21 protein-coding genes are annotated in these 26,560 nt (G+C 60.6%); 5 read left to right on the top strand and 16 right to left on the bottom strand.

The window, feature by feature from the left end; all coding sequences use genetic code 11:
• From DBR46_RS01545 to DBR46_RS01615, 15 genes are all read right to left on the bottom strand, one after another.
• Positions 1 to 1,002 (bottom strand): HAD family phosphatase, encoded by a 1,002-nt coding sequence (locus DBR46_RS01545; RefSeq protein ID WP_124524723.1) that lies wholly within the window; start codon positions 1,000 to 1,002, stop codon positions 1 to 3.
• Positions 999 to 2,024, bottom strand: coding sequence for a BatD family protein (locus tag DBR46_RS01550; RefSeq protein WP_124524724.1), 1,026 nt, complete (start codon positions 2,022 to 2,024; stop codon positions 999 to 1,001). The genes DBR46_RS01545 and DBR46_RS01550 overlap by 4 nt, the downstream gene beginning before the upstream one ends.
• A complete protein-coding gene (locus tag DBR46_RS01555; protein WP_124524725.1) occupies positions 2,021 to 3,469 on the bottom strand; it encodes a VWA domain-containing protein in 1,449 nt (482 codons plus the stop codon). Before DBR46_RS01555 ends, DBR46_RS01550 begins: the two co-directional genes overlap by 4 nt.
• Positions 3,456 to 4,451: a VWA domain-containing protein gene (locus DBR46_RS01560; RefSeq protein WP_124524726.1), complete on the bottom strand. Its 996-nt coding sequence runs from the start codon at positions 4,449 to 4,451 to the stop codon at positions 3,456 to 3,458. Before DBR46_RS01560 ends, DBR46_RS01555 begins: the two co-directional genes overlap by 14 nt.
• Entirely contained in the window at positions 4,438 to 4,902 is a 465-nt protein-coding gene (locus DBR46_RS01565; RefSeq protein WP_124524727.1) for a DUF4381 domain-containing protein, read from the bottom strand. Before DBR46_RS01565 ends, DBR46_RS01560 begins: the two co-directional genes overlap by 14 nt.
• Positions 4,899 to 5,822 (bottom strand): DUF58 domain-containing protein, encoded by a 924-nt coding sequence (locus tag DBR46_RS01570; RefSeq protein ID WP_124524728.1) that lies wholly within the window; start codon positions 5,820 to 5,822, stop codon positions 4,899 to 4,901. The genes DBR46_RS01565 and DBR46_RS01570 overlap by 4 nt, the downstream gene beginning before the upstream one ends.
• Positions 5,819 to 6,793 (bottom strand): MoxR family ATPase, encoded by a 975-nt coding sequence (locus DBR46_RS01575; protein ID WP_124524729.1) that lies wholly within the window; start codon positions 6,791 to 6,793, stop codon positions 5,819 to 5,821. The genes DBR46_RS01570 and DBR46_RS01575 overlap by 4 nt, the downstream gene beginning before the upstream one ends.
• A gap of 24 nt (positions 6,794 to 6,817) precedes the next feature.
• A complete protein-coding gene (locus DBR46_RS30455; RefSeq protein ID WP_256659196.1) occupies positions 6,818 to 7,306 on the bottom strand; it encodes a hypothetical protein in 489 nt (162 codons plus the stop codon).
• Positions 7,303 to 8,043 (bottom strand): DUF2092 domain-containing protein, encoded by a 741-nt coding sequence (locus tag DBR46_RS01585; protein ID WP_124524730.1) that lies wholly within the window; start codon positions 8,041 to 8,043, stop codon positions 7,303 to 7,305. Before DBR46_RS01585 ends, DBR46_RS30455 begins: the two co-directional genes overlap by 4 nt.
• A gap of 12 nt (positions 8,044 to 8,055) precedes the next feature.
• Positions 8,056 to 9,102 carry a hypothetical protein gene (locus DBR46_RS01590; protein ID WP_124524731.1) on the bottom strand — a complete coding sequence of 349 codons (1,047 nt, stop codon included), beginning with the start codon at positions 9,100 to 9,102 and terminating at the stop codon, positions 8,056 to 8,058.
• 73 nt (positions 9,103 to 9,175) lie between these two features.
• A complete protein-coding gene (locus DBR46_RS01595; protein ID WP_124524732.1) occupies positions 9,176 to 10,576 on the bottom strand; it encodes a DUF1254 domain-containing protein in 1,401 nt (466 codons plus the stop codon).
• 62 nt (positions 10,577 to 10,638) lie between these two features.
• Positions 10,639 to 11,430 carry a hypothetical protein gene (locus DBR46_RS01600; RefSeq protein WP_124524733.1) on the bottom strand — a complete coding sequence of 264 codons (792 nt, stop codon included), beginning with the start codon at positions 11,428 to 11,430 and terminating at the stop codon, positions 10,639 to 10,641.
• 171 nt (positions 11,431 to 11,601) lie between these two features.
• Positions 11,602 to 11,961, bottom strand: a complete 360-nt coding sequence (locus tag DBR46_RS01605; protein WP_124524734.1) for a response regulator — start codon at positions 11,959 to 11,961, stop codon at positions 11,602 to 11,604.
• A gap of 144 nt (positions 11,962 to 12,105) precedes the next feature.
• Complete coding sequence (locus tag DBR46_RS01610; protein WP_124524735.1) at positions 12,106 to 12,306, bottom strand: hypothetical protein; 201 nt, start codon at positions 12,304 to 12,306, stop codon at positions 12,106 to 12,108.
• A 16-nt stretch (positions 12,307 to 12,322) separates the two neighbouring features.
• A complete protein-coding gene (locus DBR46_RS01615; RefSeq protein WP_124524736.1) occupies positions 12,323 to 14,977 on the bottom strand; it encodes a hypothetical protein in 2,655 nt (884 codons plus the stop codon).
• A gap of 225 nt (positions 14,978 to 15,202) precedes the next feature.
• Between DBR46_RS01615 and DBR46_RS01620 the strand changes: the two genes are divergently transcribed.
• From DBR46_RS01620 to DBR46_RS01640, 5 genes are all read left to right on the top strand, one after another.
• Positions 15,203 to 18,700, top strand: a complete 3,498-nt coding sequence (locus tag DBR46_RS01620; protein ID WP_124524737.1) for a response regulator — start codon at positions 15,203 to 15,205, stop codon at positions 18,698 to 18,700.
• A 15-nt stretch (positions 18,701 to 18,715) separates the two neighbouring features.
• Complete coding sequence (locus DBR46_RS01625) at positions 18,716 to 19,531, top strand: protein-glutamate O-methyltransferase CheR (protein ID WP_014718485.1); 816 nt, start codon at positions 18,716 to 18,718, stop codon at positions 19,529 to 19,531.
• Entirely contained in the window at positions 19,528 to 20,127 is a 600-nt protein-coding gene (locus DBR46_RS01630; protein WP_124524738.1) for a chemotaxis protein CheB, read from the top strand. The genes DBR46_RS01625 and DBR46_RS01630 overlap by 4 nt, the downstream gene beginning before the upstream one ends.
• Entirely contained in the window at positions 20,121 to 21,314 is a 1,194-nt protein-coding gene (locus DBR46_RS01635; RefSeq protein ID WP_124524739.1) for a hybrid sensor histidine kinase/response regulator, read from the top strand. The genes DBR46_RS01630 and DBR46_RS01635 overlap by 7 nt, the downstream gene beginning before the upstream one ends.
• A 78-nt stretch (positions 21,315 to 21,392) precedes the next feature.
• Entirely contained in the window at positions 21,393 to 21,770 is a 378-nt protein-coding gene (locus DBR46_RS01640; RefSeq protein WP_029290496.1) for a response regulator, read from the top strand.
• Positions 21,771 to 21,814: 44 nt separating this feature from the next.
• On the opposite strand, the gene DBR46_RS01645 is transcribed toward DBR46_RS01640, so the two are convergent.
• Positions 21,815 to 26,458: a hypothetical protein gene (locus tag DBR46_RS01645; RefSeq protein ID WP_124524740.1), complete on the bottom strand. Its 4,644-nt coding sequence runs from the start codon at positions 26,456 to 26,458 to the stop codon at positions 21,815 to 21,817.
• Positions 26,459 to 26,560: the final 102 nt, after the last annotated feature.

A 26,560-nucleotide genomic window follows, 5' to 3' on the forward strand; every position in this document is an offset into this window, starting at 1 on the left:
TTATTGCACCTTCGCTTGCACAGCTGGGTCGAAGGGGTAGATACGGCGCCAGTCGCTCACCATGTCCACCACGGTCCAGTGCTGTGTCTTGGCCAGGTCCAACGCCTTGTCCAGGCGCCCCACCTGAGAATTGCGGTCATAGGCCCACTCGCGCTGGGCGTCTGTGTGATGCACCAGGCCCATCAAGCGCTTGCCTTTGCTTGCGGCCGTCCACTGCAGCATTTGCAGGTCGCCGTCGGAGTTGCCGAAGGCCAGGATTGGCCGGCGCCCGATGATTGAATCGATGCTTTCCGGCTTGCCCGGGCCGTCGTCGTTATGGGCCAGCTTGGCGGTGCGCAGTACTTGCGGCTGGCCGTCCTTGAGTTGGTACTGGGTGACGAAATTCGAGCCGATGACCTGCTCCGGTGGCACGCCGTACACCTCTTCGGCAAACGCGCGCATGAATGCGGTGTCGCCGCCGGAGACGATGTAGGTCTTGAATTGCTGGCTGCGCAGGTAGTCGAGCATTTCCAGCATGGGCTGGTAGATCATCTGGTCGAAAGGCTTGCCGGTTTTTGGGTGACGGGCCTGTTTCAGCCAGTTTTTCGCGTTGTCGATAAACGCCTCGGTACTGACCCCGGTGTGGGTGGCGCCGATGATTTTCAGCAGGCCATCCATGCCGGCGGCGGCGAGCGCCTGATGGTCGCCTTCAAGCACCGCCTTGAAGGGCTGAGTGGTTTGCCACTCGGGATGCTGGGGCGCCAGGCGCTTGACTTCGTCAAAGGCGAACAGCACCTCGAAATACGCCGGTTGCTCGGTCCACAGCGTACCGTCGTTGTCGAACACCGCGATGCGTTCGGCGGGTTTGACGTAATCCTTGGAACCTTCGGTGGTGACCGCCTGGACGAACTCGATGATCTGGTGTTTGTTCGCGCCTTCGTTCCACGAGGGCAACGGGTCGGCGGCGAAGGCGGGCAGGCTCATCAGGAACAACAGGGGCAGGGCAGAACGCAGCGACGTCATGGGAAGTCCTTTTCGTGACGGGGGTTCAGTGGAAGCAAGCGTAGTCGACGACACCACCAACGCAATGCAGCCCACGTTTTTCGCGAGGTCCGCGCAATTCGCGGCCATAACGCATGCAACAGATAACCCGCGAGAATCAGCACCGCGACTGATGCGATCCACAGCAGCAACTGCCGGGACAGCGTCCAGTGCTGCTGTTCGATGGAATACGTCGGCGTGTAGGCGCTGATCGCCTGGGCCTCGACCGTCAGCGCCGGCCATTGCGCCACTTGCAGGCGATGGTTGCGGCTGTCCCACCACTTCACGCTGATGGCTGGCAGGGTGTAATGGCCGCCTTGTTCGACGCGGTACACCAGGTAGTCGATGCGCTGGCCTCCGGTGACGGAGCCGCGTCCATCGTCGAGGTTGCTGATACTCGGCGCTTGCGGGTACAGGCGCAGGCCGTTGATCGGCATTGCGCTCGGTGGGGGCAGAGACAGTCCGGGGGTGTTGTCGGCTTGTAGGGTGAGGGTGCGGGTCAGGCTGTCACCGACCTTGAGGTCACGAGCGGCCAAGGTCTGGCTCAAGCGCAAGGCGCTGGCCACCAGCACCGGCTCGTCGGACGCGAAGCCTGCGGGCCGGGTCGCATCGAAGGCCAGTGGCTGGCTCTGCGCGCTCAACGGTGCGCTGGCTTGACCGGGTTGGGCGCTGACCGTCAGCGCTGGCACGTTGAAGTGTTGCGCCACGTTGGGCGTGATGCCGTAGGTGTAACGCATGCCGTAGAAGGTCTGCCCGTCGATCACCTGGGTGGTGTGCTGCGCTTCGCCATTGGGCGGTTGCACCCGAGCGCCGGGCAGCTTTAGATCGGGCAGGGTTGCGGCGGCGGTAAACCAGGTGTCGGTCAATACATCCACTTGCACCTGCAGCTGTTCGCCGACCACCACAGCACTGCCCGGCAGCAATATAGCCTGCACCCGCAATTGCGGTTCGGCCGCCCACAACGGCCCGGCGAGCAGCAACAGCACGGCACAGCAGCGATTCATGGTTGCACCGCCTGGTCCTGAAGGGCGAATTTACGCCGCAGGAAGGTGGCCGGCGAGGTGGTCAGGTTCTGCAACCACAGCGCATCGTTGTTGGCTTGCTCGGTCTGAATCGCCTTGCTCTGGCCCTTGCCGGGCGCCTTGTCGAACTTGACCTCATCGGGCTTGACCTCGGGGGTGTTGTTCGCCGCACTTTCGGTGTCCTTTTTCAAGGCAATTGCCAGGGCCAGGTTGGCGCTGGCTGCGGGGAAGTTCGCTTGCAGTTGCAAGGCGTGTTGATAGGCGCTGATAGCGTCATCGAACTTGAAGCGACGCACATGGATATTGCCCAGGTAGAACGCAGCTTGCGGCGTGTTCATTGCGGCGAAGGTGGCTTGCGCCAAGTCATAGTCGGCCGCGTTGTAGGCGGCGATGCCTTTCCAATACGGGTCGACAAACCGCGCGGCAGCCTCGGGGTAGTGATGGTGCTCGAAGGCCCAGCGGCCTTGCTGGTCCGGTGTGAGGAACGGGTTGGCCTCAGCTTGTGTCGGCGGCAACAGCAGGCCCAGCAGCAACACGGCCGTCCAGTGCAGGCTCCAGCCGCGCCGTATGCTGAACAGCACCAGCAACAACAACGGCCAGCACAGCCAATAGCCGGCGTCTTTCCACTGCAACAGGCGCTGTTGCTCGTCGGCGGCCTGGAAATGTTGCTGGGCGTGGCGTTCGATCCAGTCCAGGTCGTCGTCATTCAGGGTCAGGCTGGCCAGCGGCGCGTGGGTGGCCTCGGCCAGTTGCTGGAGCGTGGGGCTGTTGCCCAGGCCGAGGACCAGCACTTGCAGCGAACCTTCCTTGAGCGCGGGCAATTGCGTGGCGCCATCGGTCACCAGCAGCAACGTGCCAGGCGACTGTCCGAGCAAGCGCTGGGCCTGATCGATCACCCCGGCGACGTCCTTGCCTGGCTTGTCTATCAGATCGGTACTCAGCGCCTGGATAAAGGTGTCGAGCAGGGCGGGATCATCAGTGGGCGGCAACACCAGGTGCGCGCTGCCGGCGTACACCAACAGGGCCGTGCGCGCGCCTTTGCGGCGCTGGACCAGGTCGTGCAGCTTGTGTTTGGTGGCGGTCAGCCGGGTGGGGGGCACATCGGCAGTGTCCATGGACGGTGACAGGTCCACGGCGAGGATCAGCGGCGCGCGGTTTTCCAGGAACTGCGGGCGGTCCTGCTGCCAGGTCGGCCCGGCAGCGGCGACGGCGCCGACCATCAGCACTGCGCAGAGCAGATGCACTGGACGCAGGCGGTGCGGGTCACTGGGCGTGAGCAGCAGATACGGCAACAAGTGTGGGGCGATCGTGCCGCGCAGGCGCCGTTGCAGGTCACGGCTGCGCCGCCACAGCAGCGGCAACACGGCACCCAGCAACGCCAGCAACAGCCAGGCGGGGCGCAGGAAGTGGAACTCACTCAAGTCCATCCGCCACCTCCCTTTTGAACCGTTGCGACCACAGCGCTGCGCCCAGGTGATACACCGCGAGCAACACCAGCGCGGCACCCAGCGGCCACCAGAAGAGGTCGCGCTTGGGCTGGTGGCTCAGGGTGTTGACTTGATGCGGGGTGATTGTGTCCAGGGTGGCGTAGACCTGTTTGAGGCTGTCGCGGTCCTCGGCACGGAAATAGCGGCCGCCAGTCGCGTTGGCAATCCCTTGCAAGGCACTGAGGTTGACCTTGGCTTCACCACTGGCCTGGGGATCGCCGATGCCGATAGTGTGGATGACCACGCCCTTGGCGGCGGCCATGTCGGCGGCGTGATCCGGGGTGATCGCGCTACTGGTGTCGTTGCCGTCGGTGAGCAGGATCAGCACTTTTTGCGGCTCATGGGCCTGGTCGAGCAACTTGAGGCCCAAGCCGATGGCATCGCCGATCGCCGTATTGGGCCCGGCCATGCCGATGCCGCTGTCGTCCAGCAACAGTGACAGGCTGGTGTGGTCGAGGGTCAACGGCGCCTGCGGGAAGGCGCCGCTGCCAAACAGGATCAGGCCGATGCGGTCGTCCTTGCGCTGCTGGATAAAACCCTGCACCACCTGTTTGACGGCGGCGAGGCGGTCGATCTTATGCCCGTCGGCGTCGGTGAAGTCCTGGGTTTGCATGGACTGGGAAATATCGATGGCGAGCATCAAGTCGCGCACCGGTTGCTGGCGTTCGATGGGCTTTTCTACCCAAACCGGGCGGGCGATGGCCAGGATCAGCAGGCCCCAGACCAGCAGGTTCAAGCACATCTGCGGGCGATTATTGCGTACGCCATGGCTGGCGGGAACCTCACCGACCGCCTGGCTCATGCCGCGAAAAAACGGCACCCGCACCGCACTGCGCGCTTCCTGGTACGCCGGCAAATAGCGGTAGGCCAACCACGGCAACGGCAACAGGAGCAGCAGCCATGGGTAGTCAAGCTGCCACATGGTGTTGCTCCACCCAGGCTTTGCACTGGGCCAGTAATTGTGGGTGTTGCACGGCAAGCAGTGGTGGGCCGTAGGCGAGTTGCGCCAGTTGCTGGCTGAAGTCCTCAGGAACCGGCGCACCGGCATGGCGTTGCAGGAAGGCTTGCCACTCGGCCCCACGCAAGGCCGGCACGCGCTGGTGTTCCTGCGGGGGCAGCGGCATCGACAGGGCGACACGCTTGAGCAGGGCCGGCAGCTCGCGCAGGTCACTGATGTGCTCCAACTGTGCCAAGGCTTCGCGTCGATAGGCATTGCGCCGCCAACGCAGCCACCTGCGCACGCCCCACACCAATAAGCCCAGCACAAGCAGCCCCAGCAACACGCCCCAGCCCCAGGTCTGCGGCCAATAACTGACGGGCGCAGGCAAGCTCAACTCCTGGAGTTGTTCGATGCTCGGCACGTGGGCAGTCAACGGCGTTTCCCCAGTTCACTGCGCAACTGCACAGCGGCGGGCAGGGCCGTGCTGATCATCAACAGCGGCACTTGGCTGCGGCGCAACAGGCTGGCGACGTCTTTGAGGCGACCGCCGAGATAATCCCCCAAGGGTTGGCGCACCTTACGTTGGCTCACCGCCAGTTCCACTTGCAGTTGCCCCTGGGTGATCAGCAATTGCCCGCTGCTGGGTACGTTCAGCGCCAGCGGGTCATAGACCTGCAACGCCACCACGTCGTTGTGTGCCGACAGTTGTTGCAGCAGTTGCAAGGTGCGCGGGCCGGCGCCGGCAAAGTCGCTCACCAGGCAGATCAGGTGGTCATGGCCGGCCACGGCCAGGCATTGTTGCAGGACCCTGTCCAGTTGGCTGTCGCCCTCATGGTCGGCATTGCTGGCCTTAAGCTCGGCGTTTTGTTGCGCGATACGGCTGCACAAGGCTTCCACGCGCTTGCGGCTGCGCAACGGCGCCACGCTGTCGATGCGTGCATCGTTGAACACCAGTCCGCCGACCCGGTCCCCGGCGTCAAACACCATCCACGCGGCCAGCGCGCCCAGTTCGGCGGCGACGGCGGATTTGAAGCTGCGCACCGAGCCAAAAAACATCGACATGCGCTGATCCACCACGATCAACGCCGGGCGGTCGCGTTCTTCGGTGAAGGTGCGCACCACCGGTTTGCCGGTGCGCAACGACGCGCGCCAATCCAGATGGCGCAGGTCATCGCCCGGCTGATAGCGGCGCAGCTCGTCAAAGTTCAGGCCACGCCCGCGCAGGCGTGACGCGTGGTTGCCCGCCAGTAGGCTGCTTTGGGGCTGGCGTGCGACAAAACTCAAGCCCCGCGCCTGGAACTGCAAGGCCATCAACTGCGCCAGGCTGACGTAGACCAGGCCGTCGGCGTTCATGCGGGCAGCGCCACTTTGCTTAGCAGGCGGTCCAGCACCTGGTCCGCGCTGACGCCATCAGCCACCGCGTCATAGCTCAGTTGCAGGCGATGGCGCAGTACCGGGTGAAGCACGGCGTGCACATTGTCCGGGGTGACAAATGCCTGGCCCTGCAACCACGCATCGGCTCGGGCGCAGCGGTCCAGGCCTATGCCGCCACGGGGGCTGGCGCCGAGGCTGATCCAGCGCGCCAGGTCGGGATCGTAGTCGGCGGGGTGGCGGGTGGCGTTGATCAGGTCGATCAGGTAGTGGTCGATGGCCGGCGACACCTGGATCGCGCTGACTTCCTGGCGGGCGGCGAAGATCACCGCCTGCGCCAGGGTGAAGCCCTGGATGGCCTGGGTCGCGGCGGCCTGTTCCTCTTCGCGTAGCAGGCGCAACACCTGGCTTTCATTGTCGGCGCAGGGGTAATCCAGCAGCAGCTTCATCACGAAGCGATCCATCTGCGCTTCCGGCAAGGGGTAGGTGCCTTCCTGCTCGATAGGGTTTTGCGTAGCGATCACGATAAACAACGGCGGCAACGGGTGACTGGCGCCGGCCACGGTGATCTGGCGCTCTTCCATGGCCTCCAGCAGCGCGGCCTGGACCTTGGCCGGGGCGCGGTTGATTTCATCGGCGAGGATCAGGTTGCCGAACAACGGCCCGGGCTGGAAGCGGATCTGGTTCTGGCCGTCGACCTGGTGCAGCACCTCGGCGCCAGTGATGTCGGACGGCAACAGGTCGGGGGTGAACTGGATGCGGCTCATCTGCGCGTCCAGGTGCCGGGCCAGGGCCTTGACCGTGCGGGTCTTGGCCAGCCCCGGCAGGCTTTCCAGCAGCAGGTGACCGTTGGCCAACAGGCCGAGCAGGATCTGGCGGATCACCTGGTCCTGGCCCAGTACACTTTCGGCCATGCTGGCTTGCAAGGCCTTCACATCATCGAGCGCTGTCATGCCATTGCTCCTTGAAACGCTGGATCACCAGGGGGCGGCGACCACGATGTACTGCACCGAACTGCCGACGTAACGCGGCTGATACCAGGTCGGCCCGCAATGCTGGTAGGCCACGCCGTTCGCCACCACCGACACACATTCTGCCGGCACCGCGCTGACCTGGGTGCCGATGGCGAGGATCGTGGCCGTGGTGGCCCCGACCACGGCCGCTGCCGCCCAGGGGTGATACCAGTCATCCGGGTGCGGAGGCGGTGGTGGTGGGGGCGGCGGTGGAGGCGGAGGCGGCCTTGGCCCCGGATAAGGGTGCGGCCCCGGCTGCGGGTGGGGCTCGGGGCGCGGCGGCATTGGCCTTGGCGCGGGCATGGGATGGGGCATCGGTGGCGGTGGCCGATACCCACCACCGCCATGGGGCACCACGAAGGTCCGTGCGCCGCCACCGCCACGCACCTGCCAGGCCTGGGCTTCCAGGGGCAAGATCAGCAACACCAGCAAGATCGTCGCCGTGGTTTTCATGGCTGTTCTCCCTGTGAGTCCAGCTGTTGCAGGGGCACAGCACGGGCACCGGGCGGCGGGACAAATTCAAAGTCCTGGGGCTTGATCCCACGGTCGAGTTGCCAGTGATAGTTGACGCTGTGCCGTGGTTGCTCAGGTGTGTCGCGTCGGCTGATCACCAGGCGACAGGGCAGGGGCCGTGGCCCCTGGCGTACCCACAGTTGCCAGTCGATGTCCGGCTGGCGATAGGCGTAGTGGGTGCAGGCGTTACCGTCGATAGTTTCATTGCCGATCAGCAGCGCACTGCTGATGCCCACGTCCTTGGCGGTGCCGGGGTCCCAACGGAACAGGTCGGCGAGGGGCAGTTCGATGCCGTATCGTTCACTTAACTGGTCGAGCAACCCGCTGATATCGGCCGGTGCGGCTTGGCTGGCGAAGTAACCGCTGCGGCTGTCATACAGGGTGAAGCGTTTACCGTCATAGAACAGGCTGCGGCGCTTGCCGTCGCTTTCCAGCGAGACCTGCAGTTTGTCCGGCTGGCGTGCGAGCAAGCGGGCCTGATGGCTGAACTCGACGACCTGGCCATTTTCCAACACCTGGTCGGTGTGGCTGCTGGCGTCGAGGCGAAACTGCTGCAGGCTGCGCAGGTAGGCGCCCATCCGGTCCAGGCCGACGAGGGCCCTGGATTCCAGTTCGTCGGCCGATGCGGTCGTGGCCAGCAGTGCCAGGCAAAGCAGTGAGCAATGAAAGCGGGACATGGCGCACCTCGTTCACAGCATGAAGGTTGGAATCACCGGGATGAATGACAGGCGGAAATTCCAGCGGGGGCTGATCTGATCGTCGGCGTGGATCACCGAATACTGCACTTCACCGGAGATACGCACCGGCAGCTTGCCGAAATTGACGATGCGTCCCGCGCCGAGACCGATGGGGAAGTTGACCCGGTTACCGCCGTCGGCTTTCCAGTCCACCGTGATATTGGGCGTCATGCCGACCCGCCACTGGCTGGGGCCGGGGATTGCCCGTTGGATGAAATACTGGATATTGGTCAGGCTGACGTCCTTGCGCCGTGAGTCGCCGCCCACCGACCACCAGTGCTGCGGGAAGAACCCCAGGGTCCAGTCTTCGCCCAGGTAGGCCGCAACGAATGCCGGGCCAAGGGAATATTTACCAGTGCCGAGCACGTCCTTCTCGGCGGTGGGAAACATCGCCGTCGGGCCAACGCCCCAAACTAGCTTGCCGCCGTTGGCAAAGCGGATCGGTTGCTTGGGCGAGAACACACCCACATAGGCCATGTCGCCAAAACCCGAGGTGCGGTCGAACGGATCGTTGACCACCGAGGGAAAATCGCGATCCGTCAGCACGCCATAGGGGCTCATGCCGATCAGGTTGCCGGCCTTGGCATTGACCGGGGCACTGACGTAGCTCAGGGGGATGCGGTTGATCAGGTTCCAGTCCTCGCCGATGGAAATCGGGAAGGTCGGCATGAAACTGTATTTGCCCAGGTAGCGCGTGCCGTTGCTGTGGGGACCTTTAAGCGCGCTGTAGTCGAACTGGTTGAACAGCAGCACCAGGTTGCCCACCGGGTTGTCCATCAGCTTGGCGATTTGTTCGGTGGAAGGGTCGCAACCGGCCTTGACCACTTGCTTGAGGTCGATATCGAAGTCTTGCTGCAGGCGATGGCAGGTTTCGGGGTCGGACTTGGGGGCGGCGGCGGGTGTACTGCCGAGGTCTGGCAGGTTGGCCGCAGATACGCCGCAACTGGAGAGCATGCCGAAGATCAGTGGCGAAGCACACAAGCAAGCACGTGAAATCATGGCGTTACATATCCTTGTAAGCGGCCTGAAATCGGGGGTACGCGCCCGGCCTGGAGCGGCCGGGCGCGTGGTGTTACTTGAGCGGTGTCAACGGCGGCAGCTTCCATTGACCGTTACCCACCTCAGGCTTGGGCAGGTAAATACGCAGCACGGCATAAAACGGGCCCGGCGGGGCCGGCAACCAGTTGCTCTGTTCGGCTTTCGGCGGCTCGTGGTGTTGCAAGGCCAGGGTCAGGCCGCCATCGGCGTCCAGCTTGAGGTCTGGCAGCATCCGCGAATTGAGCAGGTAGCGTTTCTTGTGGTTGGGCACCAGCAGCTTGGTCTTGGCGTCGTACATGGTCAGCGACCAGAACGCTTCGGCGGGTGGCAATTGGTCCTTGGCGAAATGCACGGTATAGCTGTGGCGCGCGCCATTGGCCGGTTTGCCTTCGCTGTCGACGAAGTAGCTCAGGTAGATCGCTTCGTCGGTGGAGTTGCCGAAAATGCCCAGGTCGGCACCGGCGTAGCGGTACAGGTAGTTGTTTTTCAGGCGGTCACGGCTGCCGAACAGGTCGCCGCTGCTCACCTGATGGGTGTCGATCTTGTCTTTCTTGAACGCGGCAAACTCGGCGCGGCCATCGGCGATCCCGTCTTCCAGGGCCTTGCGTTGTTCAGCCGTCAACTGGTGGGCCTTGAACGGTGCACCCGGCGCAATGCCGATCTTGGCAAAGCGCGCCATCAGGTCTTTTTCACTGTCCTGGGGCGCGGCAAAGGCGAGCATGAAATTCAGGTAGCGAAACAGTTGGGGGCCTTCGGTCATGGTGGCCGTCGGCTTGGGCCATTCGATCTTCGGCACGGCAGCCGGGGCTGGCTGTTTCACGTAGCTGCTCAGGGGCTGCACCTTGTAGCCGGCCTGGATCTGCTTGACCTTGCCCAGGTCTTTGTCATCGAACAGCTGGGTGCGATAGAGGGCGTAGGCGATGTTGCTTTCGCTGTACACCACGCGGTCGATGTCTACCGGCTGCTGGCCTTTCCAGTCCGGGCCGGCAACCATGTAGTGACCACCGTTGTTGCCGGTGCTGCGGGTGCCCAGGTAGGCGAAGTTCTGCGTGTACAGGTCGATCAACTGCACCGAGTAGTAACGGTTGTCGTCGATTTTCGGCAGGGTCAGCACCTGGGGTTCGCGGCGCAGGTCCATCCACACGAACGAATAGGGGGTGTCTGAGTTCGGGGTGACAAACGCGGTGTCCTTGGGGCTGAACACCTGGGCGGTGTTGCCAATACGGTTGAACGGCGCCTTGAAGTTGGCCCCGCCTTTGTCCACGGCCTGGGTGTAGAGGGTCTTGTACATCGCCACCACCGGGTAGCCGTACAGGTAGGCTTCCTTGGCAATCGCCCGTGCTTCGGCCGGGGAGGCGGTGAAGTCGGCCAGGGCGCCGGTGCTCATGAGTATCGAGAGGCTCGCCAACAGCAGGCGCGTCGGTTTTCCAATCATGTTGTTGCGTCCTTCCAGAGATCTTTTTAAGGGCGTGGGATGAAGGCGCCGAGTTAACCGGTTTATTTGCCGAACGTCACGTTAATCCCTGCGAACAACGTGAACTGCGGCAAGCCATCGCCTTTACGGGCCACCGTCCATTGCGGCTCGACAAAAGCATTGAGGATGTTGCTGCCGGCTTTCCAGGCCTTGCCCGCCCCCAAGCCAATCGGGATGTAGTGGGTGTCGTTCTTCAGATCGAAGGTCCAGGTGCCGGTAGAGCGCAGGTACCAGCCCTTGGGCAGGTTATGAATGATAAACGGCTGGAAAGTTGCACTCTCGACATGCGCGCGGTCGCGATCCCCGGCAAAGGAGCTTTGGTATTGCACCAGGGCGCCCAGCAAACCACGTGGCGAGGCATCGATGGCGATGGCGGCCAGGCCGGCCTGCCATTTGCCGGTGCCCAGTTCATCGTGCTCGGCGGTGGGCGCGGTGAGTTGCGGGCCAATGCCCAGTTGCACGCCTTCGGTCTTGAGCAAAAAAATGTCGAAGAGGTTGAGGTCGCCGATGCCGGTGCTGTAGCCGCTGCGGGGATCGGGGCGGGTGCTGAGGGGCAGGGTGGCGCGTAGCAACTGTGGCGCACCGATGAAAGCCGACGGTGCGATGGGCAGGGTCCCGCGCAGCAACAGGTCATTGGTGTGGGCGTTGCTGTCGTACAGGCGGGGGGTGTAGTAGTCCTGCAGGTTGGCGCCCGGCGCGAGATTGAGCGGGTTGTTGCTCTTGTTGGCGGTCTCGGCGTTGTCGGCCCAGGCAGAAAACCCGGGCAATACCAGAGCGGCCAGCAATAATGCCAGTGCTTGCGATGACCTGAACATGCGAGTTCCCCAATTCCTTGGAAACGTGCCCGAAAGTGCAGGAATAGAAGCAGTCGGGCGGTCCTATTCATTTAGTCGTATAGGACATGTCGTTTGAAGCTAGCAGTTAAATCCAGGCACGCTAGCTATCCGAACGAATTAGTTGCTTGGTGTGGGAGATATCACGGTTTTTTAGACCGGCAGCATCGATTTGACTTTGTCACGCAGCTGATCGATGGAGAACGGCTTGCCAATCACCTGCATGCCGGACGGCACGTCGATGTTTTCTGCATAGCCGCTGGCGAACAGGATGGGCAGGGTTGGACGCAGCTCGCGTACCTTGACTGCCAGCTGCTTGCCGTCCATGTCGGGCAGACCAACGTCGGTCATCATCAGGTCGATCACCTGGGCGGCGTTCTGGACCACCGTCAATGCTTCTTCCGCATCGGCGGCTTCAAGCACGTTGAACTCCAGCTCTTCAAGTACATCGACGATCAGCATGCGCACGATGGCGTCGTCTTCGACTACAAGGATGGTGGAGGCAGCGGGCATAGTGAAAATTCCTGAAAAATGAAGGTGCTGGTCTTGATGGGGTGGAAGGCAACTCTGTAGTGAGTGGTGAGAATGCCAGCAAGTTCCGAAACAATTGCTGGCATTGTGACTGGCACGGACAAGAATGTCCCGGGTGTTGAAGGGTTACAGCGCGATGTCTGAAAGATCTGCGACAGCGTTGGCGTCGATACCTGGGCGATTCACATCGGCTGGATCAAAGATGCTGACGCTGTATTGTCGGCCCTCCACAGACGACCTGAGTGTGTTGTTGGTCGCCGCGAGCTTGCCACTGTTCAGCACTTTCTCCATGCCTTCTTGCATCGCCATCGAGTTGTTGAATTTCACCAGGCCTGAGTTGGGGTCATAGAAAAACCATTCTTTCTAGCCGCTTTACACTCTCAACGTCCGCCGAACCGCTGAGTACGTTGCGGTGCGGCGGAGCCCCCCGTGGCGAAAAGTCAGCGATGGGCGGGCCGTAGGGCCTCTTGAGCACGTGGTCATATTTAAACCATTGACCATTTCTGAGAACCGCAACCCCCTGTGTCTCCACGCCCCCGACTTTATAAGCACCGATCAGTGTCGGCCCGTGCTTCTTGCTGATGGTTTTCAGCAGGTCATAATTGCCGGTGGCACCCCGTAAAGAGTTGACGTACTTGATGCCTTTTGATGTAACAAACCCTATACCCTTGGCTGCAAACCTGGACCCGCCCACCAGCGCATCGCCCAGGCCACTCAGCGGGTTGAGCACGCCGATGGTGGCCGAGCCGATGATGTTTGCCACCCTCAGCAGCTTGCTCGCAGTGGACAGTCCGCCACCTGCCACTTTGATCACTTTACCGGCGGCCCCTGCGCCAGCCGTCAGGAAGCCGAAGGCGTCGAGCGCCAGATCCAGCGTGCCCTCGGTATAGTTGCCCTTTTGGAAGTTGACGATCGCCGAGCGAAAAGGCACCAGGTTCAGCGCGAACTCGGTGACAGCCTCAATTTTATTGTCATGTTTATCCTGGGTCGTAAGCCCTCGTGCCTGAGCCTTGATGGCGGGATTGTCCAGGTCCAGATGTTTGACAAACGCCTGGGCCAACACATGCGTTCGGGTGGACGAGAAGCTATCGTGCGGCGCCGGATTCGACGACGGGTTCGCTGTGCGCAAGGATTCGCTGCCTGCGGGGTCGAACGACTTAGTGACCGTTACATCATGCGCGACCTTGGTCTTTTTCTCCCCGACTCGCCACGGATGGGTCTGTTTGATACGGCCCTGATTGAAGTCGATCTCGTACGCACGGGAGGCGCCGTTGTGCGTGACTTTGATCAGCAGCTTTTCCTGCTTCGGGTGATCGACCCTGCTGGAAACGCCAGTGCCTTGGGTGTACGAGGACGTCTGGAACAGCTGCAGTTGACCTTGCTCCAGGTGTTGCCGGTCCTCCACTGGCAACTGGGCAACCAACTGTTTGATATAGGTGGCAATCGCCGCTTTTTTGTCACTGATCGCCTGGTCGAATTGACGATTGAAGGTCGCGACGACGCCAAATGTGCAATTGGCATTCAGGGCGTCGATAGGGATGCGGCTATCTTGGGAAAAAAACACCGCGTCCGGATCCTCCAGCTCCATCATCGCCACATCCAGCATTGAATGGGGGTTTGAAGCATCGGAATTGAAACCCTTGCCGTCATCCAGCCAACGAACTCTGCGCTTTATATCAATGAGTTTTTCTTCAAACAGTGAGCCCAGGTCGCCAAAGCGCTCCTTGAGCCTGGCCAGCGCCAGCTCCTTGCGCGACGGTAGTTCTCTGTCCAGCGCCTCAGAGGCAACCGTCATTTGTTGTTTACGTGCATTGAATTGCTCGGTCAGCGCGTTCAATTCATCGGCGCTGTAGAGGTGATCGCTTTTTCTGCTCAGGACGCCGTTGGCCACCCCCCAGTCCACCAGCGCCTCCAGCTGGGCGCGCTGGGTAATCGCAGGATCAGCCGCCTCGACATTGCGGGCTTCCAACATGACCTGGGCATAAGTCATGTTGGCCACTTTGCCCGGGGTCTGGGCTTCGATGGTGGTCGCCGCAATGGCCAGGTTGACCCAGGCCAGGCTGCCATAGGTCACGCTCTGGGGAATGTTTTTGACCAGCCATGCTGGCGCACGGCTTGCCAACAACAACTTGACCGCCGCATACGCCACCTGCGGGCTGGTTTTGCCCCGGCGGACCAGATGTTCACCCAGTTGCCGTATCAGGGTGGTTGTCGGCTTACCGATCAGTGCATGACCGGACAGGTCAAAGCCGGCAACCTTGTTGCGGTCAGGACTGGTCATGGATTCAGGGTCCAGTTCCAGATTGATGGCCGCAAGCAAGTAGTCCGTTTGACTGCTTTCGTTGGTGATGCCCTGCATGTGCACCTGCAGGGTTTTGCCCAACGCCTGCGCTTGCGTGCTGTCCAACAGGGTATCCAGCAGTTTGGCGGGATCGCCCAGGGTTTCGGCGGACAGAGACAGCGGGTGATACAGACGCTCGAGGATGCCCTTGCCAACCCCGGCGGCCGCCTCTTTCTGGGCAAAACCCTGCAACTGGCGCTGCTCGTCCACGCTCAAGGGCACTGGCCAGGACAGCGCACCACCCAGGTTGCCGAGCGGGTGCTCCATCGCACGGTGCGCCACCGCTGTGCCAAGCCCGGACAGCGAGAAGTGGTCGGTGGGCAGCGATAGCCCAAGGCTGCGAATAAATGTGGCCAGGTCAACCTGGCTACCGGTCGTCTTGGGGTAAGACGAGTCAGCGTGTACCGCCATGACGGTGTTGGTCAGCGCAGCCAGTACAGCCCCCGTAGTGGCGCTGGCGCCTAGTCTGGCAGCGACTTCAGCAAGCTTGAGGCCCAGGGCTTTAAGGTTTTCCTTGTCTCCCAACGCGGTCTTCAGCGGTGAGGCTTGGGTAGGGTTGCCTGTTGCGTCGTTGGCGGACCGGGCGTGTCGGTTTGACGCCAGCATCGGCGTCGGGAAAGTGCTGGATGTCGATGTTTGTGCAATAGGATTCAGCATAAGTGGGTACCTTTTTTATGGAACGATTGCGTCTTTCCAAAAGGAGGCGCCCTGTTCCTTAGACGCTATTTTTGGGTCGCTCGCCAGGGCTCCCGCGTTCCATTCCGGCCATATGCTGTATGTAAGGAAGAAAAACAATTGCGGCAAATATCTGCAGCAAACGTAGTCTATGGGCGATCTTTGCGGCAAACTCCCGGTTTTTCCGCACTTGGCCAAGGCATGCCCATGACACCTGCGTCGTCCGTCGATGAAAAAAGCTTCCGTAATCTGTTAAGCCGAAATGTGGCGCTGCCCTTGGGTGTGGGCGTGCTCAGCGCAGTGTTTTTCGGCTGCCTGATTACGTATCTGCTGACAGTGATCCAGTGGGTGGAGCACACCGATCGGGTCATCAACAACCTCAATGAATCGTCAAAACTGACGGTGGACCTGGAAACCGGCATGCGCGGTTTTCTGATAACGGGAGACGAGCATTTTCTCGACCCGTATGAAGTCGCCAAGCCACGAATCATTGCCGATTTGCGCAATTTGCAGGATCTGGTCGCGGACAACCCCCAGCAGGTGGATCGCCTCAAGCGTCTGGAAGCCTTGCAGACCGAGTGGAACAAGTACGCCGAGTCGATGATTGAGATGCAGCGCACCAGCGGCGACTACCGCAGTGCGGTGAAAGCCGGCCGAGGCAAACGCCTCACCGATGAGATTCGCAAGGAGTACGACGACGCGGTGGCGATGGAGCAGCAGTTCCGTATCACCCGTAACGAGGAAGTCACCCGTACGACCGTTGTCAGCGTCATCCTGTACCTGGCGTTTGTACTGGGGCTCAGTGGTTTTCTGGCGTATATCGGCAGGAAGAATTTAATTTCATTATCAAAGAGTTATGGCGATAACCTCGCGTCGCAACAGAAGATCGCACGGCGCCTGGAACAGCAGGCCTGGCTGCGCAACGGCCAGACCGAACTGGCAGAACAGGTCCTTGGCCAACTGACCCTGAACATGCTGGGTCGCAATATCCTGCAATTCTTTGCCCAGTACATGGGCTCGGCAGTGGCTGCGCTGTACGTGCGTGAAGAACACGGCGGTCTCAAGCGTGTTGCGACGTACGGTTTCTCCCGCGAACAGGAGCAGCTGGAGCAAGCGATTTACAACGACGAAGGCATTGTTGGGCAGGCCGCTCAGCTGGATCGCCTGATTCGCCTGGACGATGTGCCGGTGGACTACTTCAAAGTCAGCTCCGGCCTGGGCGAAGGCTCGACCCGCAGTGTGCTGGTGGTGCCGACCAGCGACGATGGGCGCGTCAACGGGGTGATCGAGCTGGGTTTCCTGCGCCCGCTGGATGAACGTGACGTCGAATTACTGGAATTGATCGCGGGCAATATCGGCACCTCCATCGAGGCTGCCCGCTATCGCCAACGCTTGCAGGAAGTGCTGGCCGAGACCCAGCAGCTCAACGAAGAGCTGCAAGTGCAGCAGGAAGAACTCAAGACCGCCAACGAAGAGCTGGAAGAGCAGTCGCGCATCCTCAAGGAATCCCAGGCTCACCTGGAAACCCAGCAGGCGGAGCTGGAGCAGACCAACGAACAATTGGCCGAGCAGACCCAGACCCTGGCCGACCAACGCGACGCCATGGACCGCAAGAACGTTGAACTCAGCCAGGCCCAGCACGACCTCGAAGATCGCGCCGACGAGCTGCAGCGCTCCAGCAAATACAAATCCGAATTCCTCGCCAACATGTCCCACGAACTACGTACGCCGCTGAACAGTTCGCTGATCCTGGCCAAGCTGCTGGCGGAAAACCCCCAGGACAATCTCAGCGCCGAGCAGGTCAAGTTTGCCGAGTCGATCTATTCCGCCGGCAATGACCTGCTGAACCTGATCAATGACATCCTGGATATTTCCAAGGTCGAGGCCGGCAAGCTGGAAGTACGTCCGGAGAACTCCAGCGTTGCACGCCTGGTGGATGGCCTGCGCGGCATGTTCGAACCGCTGGCGGCCGACCGCAAGCTGGGCTTCCAGGTCGAGGTGCAGGCTGGTACACCGGTCATGCTGTATACCGACCGTCAACGCCTGGAGCAGATCCTCAAGAACCTGCTGTCCAACGCGGTCAAGTTCACCGAACAGGGCGAGGTCAGCTTGTCCGTCTCCCGCGCGCCGGGGGAGGGCATAGCCTTTACCGTGCGTGATTCGGGGATTGGCATTGCGCCAGACCAGCAGGAAAGCATCTTCGAAGCCTTCCGCCAGGCCGACGGCACCACCAACCGCCGTTATGGCGGCACCGGCCTGGGCCTGTCGATTTCCCGCGACCTGGCCAACCTGCTCGGCGGCTACATCAGCGTGAGCAGCGAGCCGGGCAAGGGCAGCCTGTTCACCCTGGTGTTGCCGGAGCAGTACGTCGAGCGCGGCGAAGAAGCCGCGCCGGTCGAGCAGCCACGCCAGGTCGTCGTGGCGCCCGCACCGACGCCGGCGAAGATTTCACCGCTGCCGGTAGCCGATGCCAACCTGATCCCGCGCTTCGCCGATGACCGTGACAAGGCACCGTTCACCACCCGCTGCATCCTGGTGGTGGAAGACGAGCCGAACTTCGCCCGCATCCTCTTCGACCTGGCCCACGAGCTGGGTTACAACTGCCTGGTGGCCCACGGCGCGGATGAAGGCTACAGCCTGGCCGAAGAATATATTCCCGACGCGATCCTGCTGGACATGCGCCTGCCGGACCATTCCGGCTTGACGGTGCTGCAACGCCTCAAGGAACACGCCAATACCCGACACATCCCGGTGCACGTGATCTCCGTTGAGGACCGCGTCGAAGCCGCCATGCACATGGGCGCCATCGGTTATGCGGTGAAACCTACCACCCGCGAAGAGCTTAAGGACGTGTTCGCCCGGCTGGAAGCGAAGCTGACCCAGAAGGTCAAGCGCGTGCTGCTGGTGGAGGACGATGACCTGCAACGCGACAGCATTGCCCGCCTGATCGGCGACGATGACATTGAAATTACTGACGTTGGTTATGCCCAGGCCGCGCTGGACCTGCTGCGCAGCAATGTCTACGACTGCATGATCATCGACCTCAAATTGCCGGACATGCTCGGCAACGAGCTGCTCAAGCGCATGGCCACCGAGGACATCTGCTCGTTCCCGCCGGTGATCGTCTACACCGGGCGCAACCTGACCCGCGACGAAGAGGCCGAGCTGCGCAAGTATTCGCGCTCGATCATCATCAAGGGCGCCCGTTCACCGGAGCGCCTGTTGGACGAAGTCACACTCTTTTTGCACAAAGTCGAATCCCAGCTGTCCCATGATCGCCAGACGATGCTCAAGACCGCCCGCAGCCGCGACAAGGTCTTTGAAGGGCGCAAGATCCTGTTGGTGGACGACGATGTGCGCAACATCTTCGCCCTGACCAGCGCCCTGGAGCACAAAGGCGCCGTGGTGGTGATCGGGCGGAACGGCCGTGAAGCCATCGACAAACTCAATGAAGTGGACGATATCGACCTGGTGCTGATGGACGTGATGATGCCGGAGATGGACGGTTACGAGGCCACCGCCTTGATCCGCCAGGACCCGCGCTGGAAGAAGCTGCCGATCATCGCGGTGACGGCCAAGGCCATGAAGGACGATCAGGAGCGCTGCCTCGCGGCGGGCTCCAACGATTACCTGGCCAAGCCGATTGATCTGGACCGTCTGTTCTCACTGATTCGCGTATGGCTACCGAAGATGGAACGCATTTAAGTGGAGCGAAGTTTTTTGGATAAAAGCAGCGATATCGAGCTGCGCCTGTTGATCGAGGCGATTTACCTCAAGTACAGCTATGACTTTCGCGACTACTCTGGAGCGTCGGTAAAACGGCGCGTGGCCCATGCGTTGCGCCAGTTCGACTGCGCGACCATCTCGGCGTTGCAGGAGCGGGTGCTGCACGACCCGGCGGCGTTCATGCAGTTGCTGCAATTTCTGACGATCCCGGTGAGCGAGATGTTTCGCGACCCGTCGCACTTCCTCGCCATCCGCCAGGAAGTGGTGCCGCTGCTCAAGACCTACCCGTCAATCAAGATCTGGATCGCCGGTTGCAGCACGGGGGAGGAGGTGTACTCCATGGCCATCCTGCTGCGCGAAGAGGGCTTGCTGGAGCGTACGATCATCTATGCCACGGACATCAACCCGGCGTCCCTGGACAAAGCCAAGCAGGGCATCTTTTCCCTGGAGAACGTGCGCGCCTACACCGCCAATTACCAGCAGGCCGGTGGGCAACGTTCATTTGCCGACTACTACACGGCGGCTTACGATTACGCGATCTTTGACAAGACCCTGCGCGAGAACGTGACCTTCGCTGATCACAGCCTGGCGACCGACAGTGTCTTCTCAGAAACTCAATTAATTTCGTGTCGTAACGTACTGATTTATTTCAATAAAAAATTGCAGGATCGCGCCTTTGGATTGTTTCATGAGTCGCTGTGTCATCGCGGCTTCCTGGTGCTGGGCAGCAAAGAGACCCTGGACTTTTCCGCCTACAGCAAGCAATTCGAGCCCTTGGTCAAGCAAGAACGGATCTACCGAAAATCATGAACGACGCTGCAACAGGCCCGATTCGCGGGATTGAAGCCATCGTCGTCGGCGCTTCTGCCGGCGGCGTAGAGGCGTTGCTGAGTATTTTCGGCGACCTGCCACAGGGCTTTGGTGTGCCGATCATTGCCGTGCTGCACCTGCCTGACGAACGTCGCAGCCAACTGGCCGAGGTGTTTGACCGGCGGATCAGCATGCCGGTGCTAGAGGCGCGCGACAAAGAGCTGATAAAGCCTGGCACCCTGTACTTTGCCGGACCAGGCTATCACCTGTCGGTAGAACACGATCACAGCCTGTCCCTGAGCCAGGAAGACCGCGTGCATCACTCGCGACCCGCGATCGACTTTCTGTTCGCGTCCGCCGCCGATACCTACGGCTGCAGCTTGTTGGCCATCCTGTTGACCGGCGCCAACCAAGACGGCGCCCGGGGCCTGGCCCATGTCAAGCAACAAGGTGGAACCACTGTGGTGCAAGACCCCACAGAAGCACGCGTGGCCGTCATGCCCCGCGCGGCCCTGGCACTGCATACTCCTGACCACATTCTTTCGCTGAGCCAGATAGGCTCATTGTTGGCTTCCCTGGAATATTCCCCATGTTAAGTACTGTCCAGGCCAAACTGCTGATCGTCGATGATCTGCCGGAAAACCTGCTGGCCCTCGAAGCGCTGATCAAGCGTGAGGATCGCCAGGTGTTCAAGGCATTGAGTGCCGACGAAGCCTTGTCGCTGTTACTGGAGCACGAGTTCGCCATGGCGATCCTCGACGTGCAGATGCCCGGCATGAATGGCTTTGAGCTGGCCGAGTTGATGCGCGGCACCGAAAAGACCAAGAACATCCCGATTGTGTTCGTCAGCGCCGCAGGCCGCGAACTCAACTACGCCTTCAAAGGCTATGAAAGCGGTGCCGTGGACTTCCTGCACAAGCCGCTGGATATCCACGCGGTGAAGAGCAAGGTCAACATCTTTGTCGACCTGTACCGCCAGAGCAAGGCGATGAAGCAACAGGTCGAAGCCCTGGAGCGCAGCCGGCGCGAGCAAGAGCTGTTGCTCACGCGCCTGCAGGCCACCCAGGCCGAGCTGGAGCAAGCGGTGCGTATGCGTGACGACTTTATGTCGATCGTTGCCCACGAAGTGCGTACGCCCCTGAACGGGCTGATCCTCGAAACCCAGCTGCGCAAGATGCATCTGGCTCGGGATAACGCCGCGGCGTTTACCCTGGACAAGATGCACGCCATGGTTGACCGCGATGAACGCCAGATCCAGAGCCTGATCCGCTTGATCGAAGACATGCTCGACGTGTCGCGTATCCGCACCGGCAAGCTGTCGATCCGCCCCGCGCGCTTCGACCTTGCACAGCTGGTGCGCAACCTCGTGGAAAATTTCGCCCAGCAAGTGGCAGCGGCCGGCTCATCCATGCAACTGGACGCCGTGGGGCCGGTGGAGGGTCACTGGGATGAGTTCCGTATCGAGCAAGTGGTCACCAACCTGTTGACCAACGCATTGCGCTACGGGGCCAAAAGCCCGGTGGACGTGCGGGTCTACAGTGAGCACGGGGAAGCGCGGGTAGAAGTGCGCGACCGTGGTATCGGTATCAGCGAAGACAACCAGAAGCGTATTTTCCAGCAGTTCGAGCGTGTGTCCGCGAGCCAAGTGGCAGCAGGCCTGGGGCTTGGGCTGTTTATTTCCGAGCAGATCGTTTCGGCCCACGGCGGTACCATCGAGGTCGAAAGCCAGATAGGCGAGGGCGCCTTGTTTCGCGTGTGCCTGCCCCTTGAGGCTGCGCAATGAAATCAATCGTCAGCTCGACGCAACCTCTGCGTGACCCCATGGTCGTAATTGCAGCAATTGACCGGACAAAGGCTTCCCATGAGTGAAGATGCACAAGATGTTGTACTGATCGTCGAGGACGACGAATCGATTATGTTTGTGCTGGGTGAGTACCTGGCCGGCCTGGGCTATCGGGTGTTGAAGGCGATCGATGGGGAGCAGGCCTTCGAAATCCTTGCGTCCAAGCCACACCTGGACCTGATGGTCACCGACTACCGCCTGCCCGGCGGCATTTCCGGAGTACAGATCGCGGAACCGGCGATCAAGTTGCGCCCGGAATTGAAGGTCATCTTCATCAGCGGTTATCCGCAGGAAATCCTCGACTGCAACAGCCCGATCACGCGCAATGCGCCGATCCTGGCCAAGCCGTTTGACCTGGATACACTGCATGAGCATATCCAGCGGTTGTTGGCGTAACGGCTGCGTCGGCGCCGCGCCATGGCGCCGATCGTTTCAGTGCGTCAGGGTTGTAACCGGCTGACATTCGCATGGAGCTTGCTGGCCGGTGTATACGCAAATTGCCACCCTGTCGTTCCGTTCACCCCATCGAGGAAGTCCTGCAAGCCTTTGTGCTTGCCATTGTCCAGTCGGTAGACCTGCATTCCACCGATAATCTGTGGGGGATTGCCATTGCGGATCATCGCGATATCCAGATCCGGGCTGTTGGTATTGAATAGAATCAGCTCATTGTCGATGGTTTTCTGCACGTACACCGTGTGGCCGAACTCGCCCCCTTCATGCGCATGCTTGAAGTTGATCAGCCCGGACTCGGTGATTTCGGCAGGTTTGAAGGTTGTTTTGAGGCTGCCCGGTTTGATCCCCATGAGCTCAAGGTAGCGCGGCGAGTAGTTGGTATCTCCCCTGCGGACTGTGCTGGCTATGACAGCGTCGAATACGTTGGGTGACAACCTTTTTTCTGCTTCACCCACGCGTATCGATGCCTCATAGCAGACCAGGCCCTTATTGGCAGGATTGGCATGCAGCACTTCCCAGTTCCTTGCCAGTTCCAGGCTGGAAAGGCCGTGTGACGTGTTGGATGGACCCAGCGGCGCCTCGTATAAGGCTTTGAAATCAGCACTGTTTACGCTGTTTTGCAGCTGCCAGGCATCGTCATGGTCAAACACCTTGAATTCCAGAGCCTTTCGGTCATTTCCATGGGTTTTGTAGTGAACATTCATCTTCTTGTCGTTAAATAGCTTATTCAAGCCGCCCTCCATGGCCCCTGCATCTGCAAACGTCGCCAGGCCATGGTTAGGGTCATAAAAATAAAATGTTTTCTCGCCACCCTCGACCCTGACGCCGGCGGCCATTGCATGATCCGGGGAGTCAATCATGACTGACTTTGAAACCGCCGATGCGTCCAGCTCCTTGACCATGTTTTGATAGGTCATCTGCCGGATCGGTTTACGTGCATGGAAGGCGGTTTCTGCGCCTACTTGCACCTGAAGTTTGCGTAAGGACGCCATGAAGCGCCTGGAGGCGGGATCAGCAGGAAAAGCGGCAGCGAAGTACATGTTCTTGAGCAATACCTGCTCTTTACCTTCGGCGACAGCACTGGCCATAGCGCGCGCAAGCGCCGCGCATTGTCCGTCGGACAATTGACCTGTCCGGGAGAAGTAGACGACTTGCGGCATGGGTATCACACTGCCAAAGCGGGGCTCGATATTATCGATAAAGCGGGCAACACCACGTCGGCCAAACTCATAGGCTATCTCGTCGTATCGCCTTACGAGTACACCCACCTGTTGTGGTGTCATGTCTTGGCGTGCGGCCAATTTCATCAGGTCTTCAATCTTCGAGGAGGCGGAGAGCCCTGGGACACTGCTTAAACTTCCATTGAGGTAGCCGCTTTCGAATGCCAATTTCCCGTCTCCACTCCTATGTCCGATGACGGTTCTTTTCCAAATTTTGACCGTGGCATCGTCAATCCGCTTGACGGGGTCTTTTGCCGTTGCCCACGAACCCAGCTGTGCCGAAGGCACAAAATCATTCAGGGCCTTACCGTAAGGCTGTTGAGTAACGACGTCGAAGGCGTACCACTTATGGTTTTTCAGAATGGCCGATGTCTCGCTTACCTGCTCGCCCACCTTGTATGTACCCTTGGCAGCCGCCTCGTATTTTCGACTGGCCTGCAACAGGTCATAACGACCAGCGGTCCCGCGCAACTTTCCGATTGAAGCGGCTGCCTTTTGCCCCCCACGAAACACCGACGCCCCCGACCCATCCAGGGGGTTGAGTACGCCCAGGGCCGCTCGCCCGAACGTTCTGCTGACTTGACCCAGCGTGGCAACGCTACGCGCAGCCGTGTTCAAGGCTTTGCCACCTTTCGCAGCGGTACCTGCCACCACCAGAAAACCCAGCGCATCAAAGGCCAGGTCGACAATTCCGTCGCGGATATTTCCGGCCTGGAAATTCTTTATCGCCGAATACAGGGGAACCATATTCAGCAGTAGCTCGCGGCCTATTTTGTACCATGGCTGGCGACTTTCAAACCGCGTTTGCCCGCGGGCCTGGGATTCGTAGGAGGCGATATCGGCGTTCTTCACCGCGGCGTCGGCGATCAAGGCTGTACGTTGGCTGGTGAAACTTGCGGGTACCCCTGCCGGCTGCTGGCTATTGCTTGCCGCGCCCTGAGACGCTGGACTTGAGGCCACTTGATCGTACCTGCGATAAACGCGACCGTTGTCATCGGCATGTTCTCCAAGCGTTACGTCTCCCAGTCCCGTGCGTTTAAGGGTGTTGTCTTTCAAATTGAGTTCGTAGGTCAGCACCTCACCACGAAAGGTTGTTTTGAGCAGCAGGCTACGGTCATTTGGCATCCTGTTTTCGGAAACCACACCAAAAGAGTCTTGCGACACCTGTGTGGCCGTCATCACCGTAAGGTTGCCGAACTCGATACGTTGCCGGTCTTCCACGGGCAGCCGGACAATCAGGTGCTTCGTCTGGGTGGCGATGGCCTTATCCATTTCGACGCGGTAGGCCCCAAACTCCCGCGCGAACACCTCGTTCATGTCCGGTGATTGACGCGTGGTGTTCAGACGCTCGAGCGGCACTTCGGGACTGGTGGACTTCCACCCCCGGGCCAGCAACTCCGTGGTGCCTTTGTGCAAATAGAGATCTACGATCGAGTGCGGCCCCACATCATCACGGTCTTGGGCGCGGGTTGTGGACTGCAGGCACTCCTTTTCAAAATCGATACCTTCACCAAACGCCTTTTTCAGCTCTGCGAGTGCCATCTCCCTGCGCGCTGGCATCGGCGTGGAGAACGTATGCGATGCAGCACTCAATTCCAGCATCTGCTGATCGTAAGCCGTTTTGACGGTCTGCATCTGCGCTGGGCTGTATTGCCCGCTGGCGTTCGAACGGATAATGCCATTGGCCACTCCCCAATCCTTGAGCGCGGCGTGTTGTGCGGCGTATTCGACGGCCTGCTCTTGTTGCGTCACGGGAGGGCGATTCGCATGGGGCATCACCTCGGCATAGGTCATATCCGCAGTCGAACCTGGCGCCTTGGCTTCCAGGCGTGCGACGGCTACTTGAAAACTGACCCAGGAATGGGAACCCACAGTGATGGCGGCAGGTATCTGCTTGACGAGATAGGCGGGGGCGCGGTGCGCCAGCAGCAGGTATGCGGCAACGGGGGACAACTCGGCACTGGCCTTTTGTTGACTGTGTAGATGGTTGGCCAGTGCCTGGACCACGGTCGACGGACGTTCGCCGATATGCGACTGATTGGCCAGGTCAAAGCCTGCGATGTTGTCGTGTCGCACGCCTTGCGTATTATCCAACAAGGTTTCCTTATCCAGTGAAACCTGCAGCGCAGCCAGCAGCCAGTCGGCGTGACTGGTGGGGGTGGCCAGTGCCCCGTTTTTGCGCTGCAGCCCTTCACCGATCGCTTTGCCGGCCGCAGAGGCAAGGATGTCGTTGATCACTCTGCGTGGCTGGGCCAGGTCGGTTTTGTCCCACACTTTATGGCGTGTCAGCAGTTTGAACAGTCCGTGGTCTTCCACGTCAGGGAGTGTCTGGATCGGATGGTAATACAAACCCGCCTTATCGTCCGAATGGAGGGGGACGGCCCAGGACAGGGCGCCACCAAGGTCCCCGTTAACCGGTTGTATAGGTGCGAAGGCCGTTACGCTCTGGGCGAGTTGGGCGAGTTCAAAATGGTCGGACGGCATCACCCAGCCTGCATCTTCAATGAACTGCTTCAAGCTGACGCTTTCGCCAGCCCCCAGGGGCATAACCGTGTCCTCCAGGCATTGCAAGAGGATCTCGCTGACCTTGCTGCGCGCTTGGGCCGGGATCACGCGGCTATGTGCTTCGTCCAGCAAGTTGAGATTATCCAGCTCCTTCAGGTACTTCTCGATGAAGGCGGGCATCAACTTATCCATCACGCTCGCCTTGAATGCGTGCCGATGTTCGATGTTGTCCAACAATTCCTGTTGATCTTGGGGAAAGGCAAGGGCGCCCGGCCCGGCAAATTCTTTGCTTTGGGTCAACTGCGCCGCCCGTTGGGAAGCCTGCGCCGCATTGGTTGGAACCGTCTCACCGTAGAACGCCGCGATTTCGCTGACCTGCGCGCTATCGTCCTTTGGGCCAAAAATGTAGGTTTTTCCAGCGGCGAGGGCAGTCGTCGCCTGCAAGATAAACGGCCAGACAAGAGGGAATTCCTTGCTACGGTTAAAACTCGCTGCTCCGAAATATTCAATCGAACCTGCTGGCGATTTGAGGTGCATTGCCGCATAACCCGGCCGGCCGCCGTCAGGTGGAAATAGTGTGATCGGCTTGGAGAGGTCGACGTTATTTGCCTGCGCCCATTGTGTGAAATCAGCCGTCTGCAACAGTCTCTTCAGATGCTGGTGCCATTGACCAAAGCTCGATGCTGGCGAGATCGGGGCAATCCGCTCGCTCCCAATGGAATCTGCATTATCACCGCCCTTGATCAATGCAGCGGCGTACGCTTGGTAAAGGTGCGCGCCGTCGCGCGATGCGGAGGGCGGTAACGGTGCCTGCGCGTGAGCGGCTCGTGCCTTGGCGGCGAGAGCGTTCGGCAATAGGGCCGTGGCTGGCACGGAGGGGCGCAGGGGAAGGGCATTCAGCGTCATCAGCAGTTACTCGATCAGGGCTAATACGCCCCGGTTCTTGAGTACCGGGCGTTGCCCGTTCGTGTCGCCTGATGACGGTTTGATTCCAATGGTCCTACAGCG

The organism is Pseudomonas sp. KBW05, assembly GCF_003852405.1.
GTDB lineage: Bacteria > Pseudomonadota > Gammaproteobacteria > Pseudomonadales > Pseudomonadaceae > Aquipseudomonas.